The organism is Enterobacter sp. CCUG 70166, from assembly GCF_020224095.1.
GTDB classification, from domain to species: Bacteria; Pseudomonadota; Gammaproteobacteria; order Enterobacterales; family Enterobacteriaceae; genus Enterobacter; species Enterobacter intestinihominis.
The window spans coordinates 48,097-63,436 of the sequence record NZ_NRIQ01000039.1; the positions used below are offsets into that span (position 1 = coordinate 48,097).

The 15,340-nt window shown below is 53.2% G+C and carries 18 protein-coding genes; 4 read left to right on the plus strand and 14 right to left on the minus strand.

What is annotated here, in order from left to right:
* The first annotated feature begins 121 nt into the window (after nt 1-121).
* Complete coding sequence (gene pagP, locus CKK19_RS17765) at nt 122-697, plus strand: lipid IV(A) palmitoyltransferase PagP (RefSeq protein WP_032621658.1); 576 nt, start codon at nt 122-124, stop codon at nt 695-697.
* A 190-nt stretch (nt 698-887) separates the two neighbouring features.
* Nucleotides 888-1,097, plus strand: coding sequence for a transcription antiterminator/RNA stability regulator CspE (gene cspE, locus CKK19_RS17770; protein WP_002439184.1), 210 nt, complete (start codon nt 888-890; stop codon nt 1,095-1,097).
* A 219-nt stretch (nt 1,098-1,316) separates the two neighbouring features.
* Here the strand turns inward: cspE and crcB are convergent, their stop codons facing one another.
* A complete protein-coding gene (gene crcB / locus CKK19_RS17775) occupies nt 1,317-1,700 on the minus strand; it encodes a fluoride efflux transporter CrcB (RefSeq protein WP_017382474.1) in 384 nt (127 codons plus the stop codon).
* A gap of 67 nt (nt 1,701-1,767) precedes the next feature.
* On the opposite strand from crcB, the gene CKK19_RS17780 reads away from it, so the two are divergent.
* On the plus strand, nt 1,768-2,556 hold the full coding sequence (locus CKK19_RS17780; RefSeq protein WP_022647423.1) for a deaminated glutathione amidase: 789 nt from the start codon (nt 1,768-1,770) through the stop codon (nt 2,554-2,556).
* Between the two features lie 128 nt (nt 2,557-2,684).
* A complete protein-coding gene (gene tatE, locus CKK19_RS17785; RefSeq protein WP_063853986.1) occupies nt 2,685-2,888 on the plus strand; it encodes a twin-arginine translocase subunit TatE in 204 nt (67 codons plus the stop codon).
* An 80-nt stretch (nt 2,889-2,968) separates the two neighbouring features.
* On the opposite strand, the gene lipA is transcribed toward tatE, so the two are convergent.
* The 13 genes from lipA to lptE form a co-directional block, all read right to left on the minus strand.
* Nucleotides 2,969-3,934, minus strand: coding sequence for a lipoyl synthase (gene lipA / locus CKK19_RS17790; protein ID WP_006809637.1), 966 nt, complete (start codon nt 3,932-3,934; stop codon nt 2,969-2,971).
* A 206-nt stretch (nt 3,935-4,140) separates the two neighbouring features.
* Complete coding sequence (locus tag CKK19_RS17795) at nt 4,141-5,094, minus strand: YbeF family transcriptional regulator (RefSeq protein ID WP_063853987.1); 954 nt, start codon at nt 5,092-5,094, stop codon at nt 4,141-4,143.
* A gap of 291 nt (nt 5,095-5,385) precedes the next feature.
* Nucleotides 5,386-6,027 carry a lipoyl(octanoyl) transferase LipB gene (gene lipB, locus CKK19_RS17800; RefSeq protein ID WP_023299587.1) on the minus strand — a complete coding sequence of 214 codons (642 nt, stop codon included), beginning with the start codon at nt 6,025-6,027 and terminating at the stop codon, nt 5,386-5,388.
* 94 nt (nt 6,028-6,121) lie between these two features.
* The gene (ybeD, locus tag CKK19_RS17805) at nt 6,122-6,385 is read right to left on the minus strand and encodes a DUF493 family protein YbeD (RefSeq protein WP_003858718.1); all 264 of its coding nucleotides are present in this window, start codon (nt 6,383-6,385) and stop codon (nt 6,122-6,124) included.
* A gap of 107 nt (nt 6,386-6,492) precedes the next feature.
* A complete protein-coding gene (gene dacA / locus CKK19_RS17810) occupies nt 6,493-7,704 on the minus strand; it encodes a D-alanyl-D-alanine carboxypeptidase DacA (RefSeq protein ID WP_003858714.1) in 1,212 nt (403 codons plus the stop codon).
* A gap of 139 nt (nt 7,705-7,843) precedes the next feature.
* Nucleotides 7,844-8,950, minus strand: coding sequence for an endolytic peptidoglycan transglycosylase RlpA (rlpA, locus tag CKK19_RS17815; protein ID WP_022647427.1), 1,107 nt, complete (start codon nt 8,948-8,950; stop codon nt 7,844-7,846).
* 16 nt (nt 8,951-8,966) lie between these two features.
* Entirely contained in the window at nt 8,967-10,079 is a 1,113-nt protein-coding gene (gene mrdB / locus CKK19_RS17820) for a peptidoglycan glycosyltransferase MrdB (RefSeq protein ID WP_022647428.1), read from the minus strand.
* A gap of 2 nt (nt 10,080-10,081) precedes the next feature.
* Nucleotides 10,082-11,983 carry a peptidoglycan DD-transpeptidase MrdA gene (gene mrdA / locus CKK19_RS17825; RefSeq protein ID WP_015571138.1) on the minus strand — a complete coding sequence of 634 codons (1,902 nt, stop codon included), beginning with the start codon at nt 11,981-11,983 and terminating at the stop codon, nt 10,082-10,084.
* A 28-nt stretch (nt 11,984-12,011) separates the two neighbouring features.
* Nucleotides 12,012-12,479 (minus strand): 23S rRNA (pseudouridine(1915)-N(3))-methyltransferase RlmH, encoded by a 468-nt coding sequence (gene rlmH, locus CKK19_RS17830; protein WP_003858701.1) that lies wholly within the window; start codon nt 12,477-12,479, stop codon nt 12,012-12,014.
* 3 nt (nt 12,480-12,482) lie between these two features.
* Nucleotides 12,483-12,800: a ribosome silencing factor gene (gene rsfS, locus CKK19_RS17835; protein WP_003858696.1), complete on the minus strand. Its 318-nt coding sequence runs from the start codon at nt 12,798-12,800 to the stop codon at nt 12,483-12,485.
* 268 nt (nt 12,801-13,068) lie between these two features.
* A complete protein-coding gene (nadD, locus tag CKK19_RS17840) occupies nt 13,069-13,734 on the minus strand; it encodes a nicotinate-nucleotide adenylyltransferase (RefSeq protein ID WP_063853988.1) in 666 nt (221 codons plus the stop codon).
* Complete coding sequence (gene holA / locus CKK19_RS17845; protein ID WP_023299590.1) at nt 13,727-14,758, minus strand: DNA polymerase III subunit delta; 1,032 nt, start codon at nt 14,756-14,758, stop codon at nt 13,727-13,729. Before holA ends, nadD begins: the two co-directional genes overlap by 8 nt.
* Nucleotides 14,758-15,327 (minus strand): LPS assembly lipoprotein LptE, encoded by a 570-nt coding sequence (lptE, locus tag CKK19_RS17850; protein WP_022647432.1) that lies wholly within the window; start codon nt 15,325-15,327, stop codon nt 14,758-14,760. The genes holA and lptE overlap by 1 nt, the downstream gene beginning before the upstream one ends.
* Nucleotides 15,328-15,340 lie beyond the last annotated feature (13 nt).

The window sequence follows — 15,340 nt, forward strand, 5'->3', positions numbered from 1 at the left end:
GTATCGTCAGACTATTCTCAGGAGCGGGATGGTAATTAGGAATAACACCCATGCTGTTAAGCGTTCATTCAAGTATTCTGTGCTAAGGTCTGCACCGAATACTAAATATGGTAATGGCATTGTGATTGTACGAATTAAATTCCCCCTGATTTTATTGTTTATTATTGCGCAGTTATCATTTGCGTCTGCTGTTAATGCACAGAGCAATACAGCGGATAAAAGCTGGTTCACCACCTTCACGGATAACGTTGCGCAAACATGGAACGAACCTGAACATTACGATCTCTATATTCCGGCCATTACGTGGCATGCACGTTTTGCCTACGATAAAGAAAAAACAGACCGTTATAACGAGCGTCCGTGGGGGGCTGGTTTCGGTCAGTCTCGCTGGGATGAAAAAGGTAACTGGCATGGCCTGTACCTGATGGCGTTTAAGGACTCCTACAATAAATGGGAGCCTATTGGTGGCTACGGCTGGGAAAAAACCTGGCGTCCGTTATCAGACGACAACTTCCGTCTTGGGCTGGGCTATACGGCAGGGTTCACGGCGCGTGATAACTGGAAATACATTCCTGTTCCGGTACTGTTGCCGCTTGCCTCCATCGGCTATGGTCCTGCAACGTTTCAGATGACCTACATACCGGGTACGTATAACAACGGTAACGTTTACTTTGCCTGGATGCGGTTTCAGTTTTAACTGAATTTGTCTGGTAAATCGGCCAAAAAACGCACAGACATTGAAATGTAAAGGATAAAAATCGGACAGCGAAAATTAACGCGACTTTTGTCACTTTTTATCAAAGATCCGCTGGACAAAACGCCTCACAATTGTTGTACTGATACCCGACACAGCATTTGTGTCGTTTTTTAATGTAAAGGTAATTTTGATGTCTAAGATTAAAGGTAACGTTAAGTGGTTTAATGAGTCCAAAGGATTCGGTTTCATTACTCCTGAAGATGGCAGCAAAGACGTGTTCGTACACTTCTCTGCAATCCAGTCTAATGGTTTCAAAACTCTGGCTGAAGGTCAGCGCGTAGAGTTCGAAATCACTAACGGTGCCAAAGGCCCTTCTGCTGCTAACGTAATCGCTCTGTAATTCAGACGCGTCAGCAAGAATTTCAAAACCCGCTCAATGAGCGGGTTTTTTTCGTTATGAATCAACCAAAAAGATAGATCTTCAGAAAGCTGGCGACGATCGTGACGCTTAGCAATACCATACCCACGCCTGACAGATTCTCTCTCATGCTATCACCCTCGTTCAATATTGAGCCAAGAATGACAGAGAAAAATTAAGCCAACATTAAGGTTGTCGCGCTTAATGTCCGCTGGCGGAGGAAAATAACCAGAATGCGATCGCAGTCATCGCAAACGAGCCAAGCATGTTAACGGCAATGTTCGTCAGCGCCCAGCCCATCCGGCCTTCCTGAAACAGAAACACCACCTCCGCAGAGAAGGTAGAAAACGTCGTTAAACCGCCGCAGAAACCGGTCGTAATCAATACCTTCCACATAGGGTCGATGTTGGTCATGCGATTAAACCACGCCAGCCCCATCCCGATGATAAATGCCCCGATCAGGTTTGCCGCCAGTGTCCCCATCGGAATGGCCTGATGCAGCGGGTTAAACCGCATGCTTAAGAGCCAGCGCGCAACGCTACCCGTGCCCCCACCAATAAAAACGGCTATAAGTAGTTGTAACACTGTCAATACCTGCTATTTGCTGTGTAAGTGCGTCGAGTGTAACGCTGTTTTTAACCGGGAGACAATTATGTATGTTGCAGTAGGGCAGTTTGCGGTGACGCCGGACTGGAATGAAAACGCGGACAAGTGCATCTCCCTGATGAACCAGGCGAAGCAAAAAGGGGCGGCACTGCTGGTGCTTCCTGAAGCGTTACTGGCGCGCGATGATGGCGATCCGGACCTGTCGGTAAAGTCTGCGCAAATGCTGGAAGGGGCGTTTCTGAAACGACTGCTGGCCGAAAGCGTCGGTAACGCGCTCACCACCATTTTGACTATCCATGTTCCCTCCACGCCGGGGCGGGCGGTGAACACGCTGGTGGCGATACGTGAAGGCGCTATTGTCGCAAGCTACGCCAAACTTCATCTGTATGATGCGTTCAGCGTCCAGGAGTCGCGACTGGTCGATCCGGGGAGTGTAATTCCGCCGCTGATTGAGGTGGAGGGTTTTAAGGTTGGCCTGATGACCTGCTACGATATCCGTTTTCCGGAGCTGGCGCTGAACCTGGCACTACAGGGGGCCGAGGTGCTGGTTCTGCCCGCCGCGTGGGTCAGAGGACCGCTTAAGGAGCATCACTGGGTAACGCTACTGGCCGCACGCGCGCTGGACACCACCTGCTATGTAGTGGCTGCGGGTGAATGTGGCAATAAAAATATCGGGCAGAGCAGGGTTGTCGATCCGCTGGGAGTGACCGTAGCCGCGGCGGCGGAAGCGCCTGCTTTACTGCTGACAGAGATAACGTCAGCACGAATAACGCTTGCGCGTCAGCAATTACCTGTTCTGCGCAACCGCAGGTTTGCGCCACCGCAATTAATATGATGTTTTTTTCAACAATGCTTGATTCACCTTGTTACAGATTGCTATTGTGTGCGCGCGCCTGATGACCGTTAATACGTTCAGGTTTCTTTGGCGCTGAATGCAGCCTGTTTCATGTAAAGAAGGTATTTATGGGTGAGATTAGTATTACCAAACTGCTGGTGGTTGCCGCACTGGTCGTCCTGCTGTTCGGTACCAAGAAGTTACGCACGCTGGGTGGAGACCTGGGTGCTGCCATTAAAGGCTTTAAGAAAGCAATGAACGATGGCGACGCGGCAGCGAAGAAAAGTGCCGAAGATGACATCGCAGCACAGAAGCTTTCACACAAAGAGTAATGGCAATGCTGCAAGGCTTGCATAAAAAAACCGGCTCACGAGGCCGGTTTTTTGTTTTACTGTAAATAAGTTTTACAGCTTTATTTCACTTCTTCGCCCTTCGCCTGCATATCGGCGTGATAAGAGGAGCGAACAAACGGACCGCACGCAGCGTGGGTAAAGCCCATCGCCATCGCTTCGGCTTTCATTTCATCGAACTCATCCGGACTCACGTAACGCTGTACAGGCAGGTGGTGACGGCTTGGCTGTAGGTACTGGCCAAGCGTCAGCATGGTGACGCCGTGGCGACGCAGATCGCGCATCACTTCAATGATCTCAGCGTTGGTTTCACCCAGTCCCACCATCAGGCCAGACTTGGTAGGAATATGCGGATGGGCTTCTTTAAAGCGCTCCAGCAGCTTCAGCGACCAGTTGTAATCTGCACCTGGACGCACCTGACGGTAGATACGCGGTACGTTCTCCAGGTTGTGGTTGAACACGTCTGGTGGCGTCGCGGTCAGGATATCGAGCGCGCGGTCCATACGGCCACGGAAGTCCGGCACCAGCGTCTCAATCTTAATGTTCGGGCTTTTTTCGCGGATGGCGGTAATGCAGTCAGCGAAATGCTGAGCACCTCCATCGCGCAGATCGTCACGGTCAACGGAGGTGATAACAACATAACGCAGCGCCATATCGGCAATGGTCTGCGCCAGTTTTTGCGGTTCGTTAGCGTCAGGCGCAACAGGACGGCCATGAGCAACGTCACAGAACGGACAGCGGCGGGTGCAGATGGCACCCAGAATCATAAACGTCGCGGTACCGTGATTGAAACATTCAGCAAGGTTAGGGCAGGAGGCCTCTTCACAGACAGAGTGGAGGCCATTTTTGCGCATCGCCGCTTTGATCCCCTGAATACGCGAAGAGTCAGCCGGAAGTTTAATTTTCATCCATTCCGGTTTTCTTAACAGCGCCTCGCGCTCTGTAGCCACGTTTTTAACCGGGATAAGGGCCATTTTATCGGCATCGCGGTATTTAACACCGCGTTCCATCACAATGGGTTTACTCATAGCGTGCGTGTTCCAGTTGCGAATATCGAAGGAAAGCGTTTCAATTCAAGGGAATGTTGTAATTATCAACTATTTTTGAACGAACGACAGGCAGTATAACATTTAAAGGGGCGGTAAAGCAGCCTGCCAGGTCGCCAATTTGTAAAATAGTTGTTGTTTTGTGCCTTTTGCCCCGCATGCGGCAGGGCCTTACGCTGAAAGGCGGATCAAAAAGTCTGGCGGATCACATTGATGACGATTTCCAGCACCGGATCGCGCAGGCTTAGCTTGTTGTAATGCAGTGAGATTTCAATAGATTCCGTCGTAAGTTGACTTAATGGAATGCTCTCCAGTGGCCAGCACTTTTGAAGCAAAGTGAAGAGACGCACAGGCATTATACAGAGCAAGTCGCTGCTGCCAATCAGGGCCGCGAGGGTAAACATATTGTAACTGCTAAAGCTGATCGGACGGTCCGGGAACAGTTCGTCAATACGTTGTCGCAGCGGATCCTGACCCTGTCCTTCGGACATAAATGTCGCATGTTCGTAATGGCGCAAATTTTCTGGCGTCAAAGGTGCGCTCAACGCAGGGTGAGCCTGACGACAAACGAGCGCCAGAGTGTCGGTATAAAGTACGTTATGCCCTAACGCTCTGGCCGTAAAGCTATTGCCGTCGATGATCAGGTCCGTCTGGAATTGCGCCAGCTGTGTTTCCGGATCGGTGACGGGCACGTTGCGAATAAGCAACTGTGGCGCATGCTGTTTCACCGCCTGATAGATGGCCGGCATGACCAGAACGCCCACTGAGGGAGAGGTGCCTATGGTGATAGTTCGTTGCTTATCATAACTGCCGGTGAGATCCAGCGCGCCCAGTATTGATTCCAGACCCTGGCTGATGTACTCGTGCAGATGGGTGGCGTACGCAGTTGGGGTTACGCCCTGGCCTTTACGAATAAATAACGGATCGGGAAATATCGCGCGCAATTTTTGAATTGACTGGCTAATAGCAGAGGGCGTGAGATTAAGAATTTTCGCAGCATTAACGATACCTTTATGGACATATACCGCCTCAAAAATAGTCAATAAATTGAGATCAATATTACGTAAAGTCCGAAAAATTTGCGGCTTATCTTCGCCGCTGGTTTCATTCAGGCGTTTGGCTGGTAAATTAGTAGGCTCCACGCTCTTACTCCGTATCCATTCACAATATGAATGATAGTTGAATTTATTTATTATGCTTGCAGAGATTCGTAAAGTGTTTAGTAAGTTTCCATTATTTGTCGAAAACAAGCAGTTGGGTGATTGTCACGCACGTTACACGAAACCCGGTGATGGTTCTATTAAGGTTCTAATTAATATGTGACGCTAATATATGGGCGACTCGAAAATATAGAATATGCGGTTTATTGTAAAGCGTAAATGCGGTAATTAAGCAGTGGCTGGTCAAATAATTGAGCCACTGCCCAAGGTAAGTTAAGCAGCAATATATTCGTAGGTGGGATTGTTAAGCAGTGCTAAAAAGTTCTTCAGAAGCACGGGCCGGATATTGTCAGGCGTGGCGGTATCGACCCACTGGCGCATTTGCGTCATTTCCATACCGGCATACCCACATGGGTTGATGCGCTGGAAGGGGGCCAAATCCATATTGATATTCAGCGCCAGCCCGTGGAACGAGCAGCCTTTTCGGATACGCAGCCCCAGCGAACAGATCTTCATCTCTCCCACATAAACGCCCGGGGCATCGGCGCGAGGGTGAGCGTCAATATCGTACTCAGCCAGCGTATTCACCACGGTTTGCTCCAGTAAGGTCACGAGCTCACGCACGCCCAGCTTTCTGCGTTTCAGGTTAAGCAGAACATACATCACCTGCTGGCCCGGGCCGTGGTAGGTCACCTGTCCACCGCGATCGCTCTGGATCACCGGGATATCGCCCGTCATCAATAAATGTTCGGCTTTTCCTGCCTGGCCTTGAGTGAACACCGGCAGGTGTTCAACCAGCCAGATTTCATCAGGCGTGGTGTCATCGCGCCTGTCGGTAAAGTCATGCATAGCCTGAGAGACAGGCTCGTAAGGCTGTAGCCCAAGATGGCGGACAAGAATTTTATCCTGGTACAAAAGGATGTCTCCGAAGACAAGGGAGAATAGGTAACGGGGAGTATATCACAGCGGGGAAGTGGGTTACCCGGCAAACCGGGTAACCGCAGAAGGACTACAGCACCATACGAACAATTTCAATATTGCCGAGCTCTTCGTACAGCGTCTCAACCTGCTCAATGTGTGTCGCAGTGATGGTGATTGAGACCGAGTGGTAGTTACCTTTGCTGCTCGGTTTGACTGATGGAGAGTAGTCGCCCGGCGCATGGCGCTGTACCACTTCAACCACCTGATCAACCAGCTCAGGTTTCGCCAGACCCATTACTTTGTAAGTAAAAGGGGTAGGGAATTCAAGCAGTTCGTTAAGTTTGGTTTTCATGTCAGCTCCGGCGTGTGTATAAAAAATAATAACTCCCGCCACGGGGCGGGAGTTTTACTGATACGTAGTATATGGGGATCAAAATCACACTTTCAAGTGTTCAATTTTTAACCAAACCAGTGATGGAACATCAGCTTAATGTAATCAATGATTTTGCCGAAGAAATTGCCTTCAGGAATTTCCTCCAGCACCACCAGCGGGCGCTGATCGATGGTTTTGCCATCCAGCTGGAAGTTGATGGTACCCACGACCTGATTCTTTTGCAGCGGGGCGTGCAGCTCGGTGGTATTCAGCACGTAGCTGGCTTTCAGATCTTTCATACGACCGCGTGGGATCGTCAGATAGAGATCTTTGTCCACACCCAGGGAAGCACGGTCGTTATCGCCAAACCAGACAGGTTCAGAGGCAAATTCTTTACCGGCTTTCAGCGGATTCACGGTTTCGAAGAAGCGGAAGCCCCAGGTCAGCAGTTTTTTACTTTCCGTTTCGCGTCCTTTAAACGTGCGGCCCCCCATCACGGCAGAGATCAGACGCATCTGGCCTTCAGTGGCAGAAGCCACCAGGTTATAGCCAGCTTTGTCGGTGTGACCAGTTTTGATGCCGTCGACGTTCAGGCTATTGTCCCACAGCAGGCCGTTACGGTTGGTCTGACGAATACCGTTGAAGGTGAACTCTTTCTCTTTGTAGATAGAGTACTCGTTTGGCACATCGCGGATCAGCGCCTGACCGATCAGCGCCATGTCACGCGCGGAGCTGTACTGACCTTCGGCGTCCAGGCCGTGAACGGTCTGGAAGTGGCTGTTTTTCAGGCCCAGCGCAGAGACGTAGCTGTTCATCAGGCCCACAAACGCGTCCTGGCTGCCCGCTGCAAAATCGGCCATTGCCACGCAGGCGTCGTTACCGGACTGCAAGTTGATGCCACGGATAAGCTGAGAGACCGGAACCTGCATGCCTGGCTTCAGGAACATCAGCGATGAACCTTTGAACACCGGGTTGCCGGTTGCCCACGCATCGTTACCGATAGTCACCAGATCGGTTTCTTTAAATTTACCCGCTTTCATGGCCTGGCCGATAACATAGCTGGTCATCATTTTGGTCAGGCTGGCCGGGTCGCGGCGGGCATCGGCGTTCTGTTCTGCCAGAACTTTGCCGGAGTTGTAATCAATCAGGATGTAGGATTCCGCGTCGATCTGCGGAACGCCAGGGATCATGGTCTTGATGTTCAGGTCATCCGCGTGAGCTGCGGAGAACGCAGCAGCGCAAAGGGCCGTGGTCAGCGCCATGCGCTGCACAAAACGAGCAGAAAAAGTGGTCTTCATGGTCAGAACTACGACATCCGTGATGGAATTAAAAAAAGTGCCTTACTATAGCAAATGCTATACGGGCAGGCATCCGACTTTCATCATGAGAGTGTTAATGTGGTTTACACAAACTGACATTTCGGATACCACCGATTAATTACTTCGCAACAGCGATAAACGACTGGAGCTGCGCCTCGCTCTGCAAACGCTGTTGCAGGGACGCTGCCTGCGATTTGCTGGCAAACGGACCCATCTGGATCCGCCATACCGCACCGTTTTGCTCAACGCGGCCTGGCACGCCAAACTGCTGGCTTAAACGCTGCTGATACTGCTCTGCACGGGCCCGATCGCTGACGGCGCCAACCTGAACCACGTAGCTGCCGCTCGCCGTCGCAGGCGCCGCAGTCTGCGTAGCAGCCGGTGCGGTTACCGGAGCGGGTTGTGCAGCGGGTGCAGCAACAACGGGCGCAGGCGCTGGGGCAGGTTCATTTGATTCAATCACGCCCGGCGCTAACGTGGTGGGTGCACCAAGGAAACCACTGCTTTTCACCGGGGCGCCTGTCGCATCTTCACTTTGTAGCGTATCGTTGCTGATGGCGTGCACTTCACCCTGCGGCTGCGCGGGCTCTGCTGGCATTGAAGCGCCCCCCATACCACCGCTTAGATCCGGGCGTGCGGGCAGGGCGTAGGTCTGTTTCGCGACCGTGGTACAGGCCGTGCCCGGGCCAGACAGCGAACCATCCTGCGCCACGATAATCGGGTCGATACGCACTTTTGTATTATTTGAGGTATTCAGACGGTCGGCTGCCGCGCGTGACAGGGAGATCACGCGATCGTTGCCGTAAGGGCCACGATCGTTGATACGTACCACGATCATCCGGCCATTCGCCAGGTTAGTGATGCGCGCATAGCTTGGAATAGGCAGTGTCGGGTGTGCCGCCGTGATCTGCATCGGATCGAAGGTTTCACCTGACGCGGTCAGATTGCTGCCTGGCTCAGCGTCATAGATGGCAGCAAAGCCGGCCTGGCTGAAACGGGAAGGATCCTGAACGATTTTATAGCTTTTACCGTCGCGCTGATAATCCTGATTCACGCTGGCGTTCAGCGGTTCATAAACGGGATCGGCACCGCTAATTTCAACAATCGGGCCATTACAGACCGCAGGCTGCGGCGGCGCGACGGTTGCCTGTTGCTGACCATCATCACTTGTACAGGCGGCAAGTAAACTTGCTGCGATGCAGATCCCCAGCCACTGCTTACGCATTGCGATCCCCTTATTTTTATACGCTTTTGGACAACATTTTCCTGTGGGTATGGATCGACATGACGATACCAAACCCGGCCATCAACACGATCAGTGCCGAGCCCCCGTAACTCACCAGCGGCAGCGGTACGCCAACAACCGGCAGAATACCACTCACCATACCAATATTTACGAAGACATAAACGAACAAAATCAACATTAATCCACCCGCCATAACCCGGCCAAAGGTGGTCTGTGCGCGTGCGGCAATGTAGAGCCCACGCATGATCAACAGCACGTAGAGTGCAAGCAGAACCAGGATGCCAACCAGCCCTAACTCCTCAGCCAGAACGGCAAAGATAAAGTCGGTGTGGCGTTCCGGTAAAAATTCGAGCTGCGACTGTGTCCCGTGCAGCCAGCCTTTTCCGCGCAGGCCGCCGGAGCCAATCGCAATCTTCGACTGAATAATATGATAGCCTGCGCCCAGCGGATCGGTCTCGGGATCGAGCAGCATCATCACGCGCTGGCGCTGGTAATCATGCATCAGGAAGAACCAGAGAATAGGAATAAAGGCAGCCAGCAGGACCACCGCGATGCCGATCAGACGCCAGCTCAGGCCGGACAGGAACAGGACGAACAGGCCGGAGAGGGCGATGAGAATCGAGGTACCGAGGTCAGGCTGTGCGGCCACGAGCAGCGTCGGCAGGAAAATCAGCACCAGCGCAATGGCGGTATTCTTCAACGACGGCGGGCAGACGTCGCGGTTAATGAAGCGCGCCACCATCAGCGGAACGGCGATTTTGGCGATTTCTGACGGCTGGAAGCGGACAATCCCCAGATCCAGCCAGCGTTGCGCCCCCTTCGAGATAGCACCGAACGCATCTACTGCCACCAGCAAAATGATACAGAAAATATAGAGATAAGGCGCCCAGCCCTCATACACGCGCGGTGGTATTTGCGCCATCACCACCATAATGACCAGACCCATGGCGATCTGGCCAACTTTACGCTCCATCATGCCGATATCCTGTCCGCTGGCGCTCCAGATAACGAGGGCGCTGTACACCAGCAGAGCCAGCAGGATCAGCAGCATGGCAGGGTCGATGTGGATCTTGTCCCACAGCGATTTTTTATTCGGATTATCCGTCATGATTATTGGTCCTCCGCCGCAGCGGCTGCCGGGTTTTCAGCTGGCAGTTCGGTGTTGTTATCACCCAGCATGATGTGGTCGAGGATTTGACGCATGATGGTACCCACCGCCGGGCCTGCGCCGCCGTTCTCAAGAATCATCGCCACCGCAACCTGCGGGTTATCATAAGGGGCAAACGCCGTCATGAGCTTGTGGTCACGCAGACGTTCGGCAATTTTATGTGCGTTATAGGTTTCATTCGCTTTCAGACCGAAGACCTGAGCCGTACCTGATTTCGCGGCAACCTTATACGGTGCGCCAGCGAAATATTTGTGCGCCGTCCCGTTAGGGCGGTTGGCTACGCCATACATCCCGTCTTTGGCGATTTCCCAGTACCCGGAATGAATGTCACCCACCGGCGGCTCGTGCGGCTGTATCCATGGCACTTTTTTGCCGTCTTCTACGGTGCTTTGCAGCAGGTGCGGTACTTTCACAACGCCATCGTTGATGAGGATCATCATCGCCTTGTTCATTTGCAGCGGCGTTGCCGTCCAGTAGCCCTGGCCGATCCCCACCGGAATGGTATCACCCTGATACCAGGGTTTTTTAAAGCGCTTCAGCTTCCATTCGCGGGTTGGCATGTTGCCGGAACGTTCTTCCGCCAAATCTATACCGGTGTAATGTCCGTAGCCGAATTTGCTCATCCATTCAGACAGACGATCAATACCCATGTCGTAGGCGACCTGATAGAAGAAGGTATCCGCCGACTCCTCCAGTGATTTGGTCACGTTCAGATGGCCGTGACCCCATTTTTTCCAGTCACGGTAGCGTTTTTCAGAGCCAGGCAACTGCCACCAGCCAGGGTCAAACAGACTGGTATTACGGGTAATGACGCCCGCGCTCAGCGCAGAAACGGCGACATACGGTTTTACCGTTGAGGCTGGAGGATAAACCCCCTGCGTGGCGCGGTTCACCAGCGGGGTGTTTGGATCGTTGAGCAGGCCGGAGTAATCCTTGCTGGAGATGCCATCCACGAAGAGGTTCGGATCGTAGCTTGGCATAGAAACCATCGCCAGAATACCGCCGGTACGCGGGTCGGTCACGATTACGGCGGCCCGGCTACCCGCCAGCAGCGTTTCGATATACTGCTGTAGCTTCAGGTCGAGCGTCAGATAAACGTCATGTCCCGCCTGTGGGGGAACCTCTTTGAGCTGACGGATCACGCGGCCACGGTTGTTAACTTCAACCTCTTCATACCCGGTCTGACCGTGCAGGACATCTTCGTAATAACGTTCAATCCCAAGCTTGCCGATATCATGGGTTGCGGCGTAGTTAGCCAGCTTGCCGTCTTTATCAAGGCGTTCGACGTCTTTATCGTTAATTTTGGAGACGTAGCCAATGACGTGCGTCAGCGCGGAGCCGTAAGGATAGTAGCGGCGTTTATAGCCTTTGACTTCCACACCGGGGAAACGGTACTGGTTAACGGCAAAACGGGCGACCTGCACTTCCGTCAGGTTGGTTTTTACCGGAATAGAGGTGAAGCGGTGAGAACGTGCGCGCTCTTTTTTGAACGCAGCGATGTCGTCATCAGTCAGGTCGACAACGCTTCTCAGCGCGTTCAGCGTATCCTGCACGTTATCCACTTTCTCTGGCATCATCTCTATCTGGTAGATGGTGCGGTTTAGCGCCAGCGGGGTGCCGTTACGATCGTAGATAATGCCGCGGCTGGGCGCGATGGGCACCAGCTTGATACGGTTTTCGTTTGAGCGGGTCTGGTAATCGGTATAGCGGACAATTTGCAGATTATAGAGGTTGGCGATCAGCACGCCGGTAAGCAGCAAAATCCCCGTAAAGGCGACCAGCGCCCGGCGCACAAACAGCGCGGACTCAGCCGTATAGTCGCGAAAAGAATTCTGTAGTTTCATCCGCTGCTTAAATTACCCTGGTCAGTCATTACTCGCGGTGATAAGGGTGGTTGGTAGTGATGCTCCATGCGCGATACAAACTTTCTGCCACGAGAACCCGCACAAGCGGGTGGGGCAACGTCAGCGCCGAGAGTGACCAACTTTGTTCTGCTGCCGCTTTGCAGGCGGGAGATAACCCCTCTGGTCCGCCAATCAACAGACTGACATCACGACCATCCTGCTTCCAGCGCTCCAGTTCGTGCGCCAGCTGCGGCGTATCCCAGGGTTTTCCCGGGATATCGAGGGTCACGATGCGGTTTTTGCCTGCGGCAGCCAGCATCAGCTCTCCCTCTTTATCGAGAATACGTTTGATATCTGCGTTCTTGCCGCGCTTTCCTGCTGGGATCTCCACCAGTTCGAACGGCATATCTTTTGGGAAACGACGCAGATACTCAGTAAAACCGGTTTGTACCCAGTCCGGCATTTTGGTGCCGACGGCGACCAGTTGCAACTTCACGCATTAACCCCAGAGTTTTTCCAGCTCATACAGGCGACGGCTCTCTTCCTGCATGACGTGGACAATCACATCGCCGAGATCGACAACCACCCAGTCAGCGGTCGCTTCACCTTCAACGCCCAGCGGAAGCAGCCCTGCCGCGCGCGATTCCTGAACAACATGGTCAGCAATCGAAACAACGTGACGAGTTGAGGTCCCGGTGCAGATGATCATGCAGTCGGTGATGCTGGATTTACCCTTAACGTCGATAGCGATGATGTCCTGACCTTTCAGGTCATCAATTTTGTCGATAACAAAATCCTGGAGTGCTTTACCCTGCAAGTTTTCCCCCTGGGTGAATGAGATTGTACAACTATGAATTCGTGGCCAGTCAGTATACCTGAACTGACGCCAGTCGCGGGACAAATGTCACCGCCCGGCTTTTGAAGGCGGGTATCATCCCACCCTCCGCCTGAGATTGCATCGCCATTTTTGTAAAACAATTTCTGTAAAGCAGCGATCGGCGGGAAAGTCTGGCAGCGGAGGATATCAGTATGGCTTAGCCTGTCAAGGCAGGATAAACATTAACAGACAATTTCGCCGGTGATGATCAGGCATCTGTACTTTTCTGATACAAACCGTGTGCGTGGATATAGGCCAGCACGGGCGAGGGCAGGAGAGCGTCACAGTCTAAACCCTGCTGAAGACGCTCGCGGATGAGGGTCGCGGAAATATCAAACCACGGCGTTTCAGCGAGGTAAATTTTCCCGGCGGGTAGACTGTGCAGGTCTTCTATATTGTCCGTCAGATGCGTGTCAAGCCACTGCTGATGCTGCGCGTCGCGCATGGTCAACGGGTAGCCCGGACGGCGGCAGACCAGCAGATGACTGTTTTCCAGAATGGTTTCGTACTGGTACCAGCTGGGAAAGTTGAGCAAGGAATCCTGGCCGATGATAAACGCCAGCGGTTGCATGGGCCCCTGCTCAGCGCGCCACTCCCGCAGCGTTTGCGATGTCCAGGAAGGGGTATCCCTGCGCAATTCGCGCTCATCCAGCGTGAAGAGAGGCTTATCTGCGATAGCCAGCGCGAGCATCGCTTTGCGCTGCTCGCTGGTTGCTTCTGGCTGAGGACGATGCGGAGGAACATTGTTGGGCATGATGATTACCCGCTGCAACCCAATCAAATTCGCGAGGATTTCTACCGGCTTAAGATGCCCATAGTGTACCGGGTCGAAGGTCCCGCCATACATTGCCTGTAAAGAATGCATATCACCCATCGATAAATACGTCTGCCAGCGCCTTATGGCAGAGCAGCAAAGAGAGGCTCTCCAGCTCCGCCCAGACAGACTGGCCGTAGTCCTGTTTTAACGTCAGTTCGGCGCGCATCAGAAGTTGCACTGCCTGACGCAACTGCTCCTGGCTCAGGCGGTTTATCGCCTCCGTGGTCATCGCCCGACGGTTCTGCCAGACGCGATGTTTATCGAATAAGGCGCGCAGGGGCGTATGTGCCGACTGACGTTTAAGGTTGTTCAGCAGCAGTAATTCGCGCTGGAGCGTGCGGAGCAGAATGACCGGCTCACTCCCTTCCAGGCGCAGCTGTTGCAGTATGTGCAGGGCTCGCTTACTTTTAGCCGACAGCAGCGCATCAACCCAGTGGAAGGGAGTAAAGTGCGCGGCATCATTCACCGCCTGTTCCACGCGCGGTAGCGTCAGCTTGCCATCGGGCCACAGCAGGGCGAGCCTGTCCAGCGCCTGCGCCAGTGCCAGAAGGTTGCCTTCATAGCAATAGCAAAGGAGCTGGCTGGCGGCATCATCCAGTTGCAGATTGTGCAGCTTTGCGCGCGCGGCAACCCATTTTGGCAGATGCGCCTGTTCTGGCGTCTGGCAGGTGACCAGTACCGCATTGGTGGCAAGCTGGGTAAACCAGGTCGCGTTTTCCTGCGCTTTCGTGAACTTGTTACCGCGTACGATAAGCAGCAGATCGCCGTGTAATAAACTCACCAGCATGGTCAGCTGTTCATTGATGGCCGAGTTAGGACCATTCTCTGGCAGCACGATCTGGATTGTCTGACGAGAGGCAAACAGGCTCATGGCCTGACAAAGCGAGAAGATAGCGTTCCAGTCGGTACTGTTATCGATCTGGAACGTATGATGCTCATCGAAACCCTGCGCGGCTGCCGCATGGCGAACCGCATCAAGGCTTTCCTGAAGTAACAGGGGGTCATTGCCGAGTAGCAGATAGGCCGCGCGCAGCCCTTCGTTGAGCTGCGCGCGGAGTTGTTCAGGATACAACCTGATCATCAGTTACCCAGCGACGTTGGCATATCCGGCGTGCTGGCATCCGGTGTTTCGATAACGTCAGCGCCTTTTTTCGTCGACGCGGCAATGGCAGGCAGTCTGCGGATCAGTTGCTCCGCGGCCTTATCATACATTTCCTTGATGATAATCTGCTGTTCGGCGTCTTTTGCCAGGGCCGTCTGCGGGTTATCGAAGAACGAGCGGTAGACTTTGGTATTGATAGGGTAAATATCTTTACCTGGCATTAAAACGGCCGCATCAACGGTAAGCACCATTTGATATTCCGCGGTTCGTCCATCCTGGAAGATCGATGCCGTGTCTTGTGACAGCGTTGATTTCAGGACGCGGAGCGAAGGAACATCCTGACGCAGGGTTCCCTTCTCGATCAGCTCAACATCGTTCAAACGCAGCTGGTTACGAATGGCCCGGCTCAGCGGTCCATTCGGATCGGATGAGTCGAAGATCATTGTTTTCATCTGAGCCGGCACTGCCGTGGTATTGCGCAGGTGCCAGCCGCAGCCAGCGGTGACCAGCACCGCCAGAGATAAGAGTATTGTTGCCAGGTGTCGCACGTTTCCTCCCGCG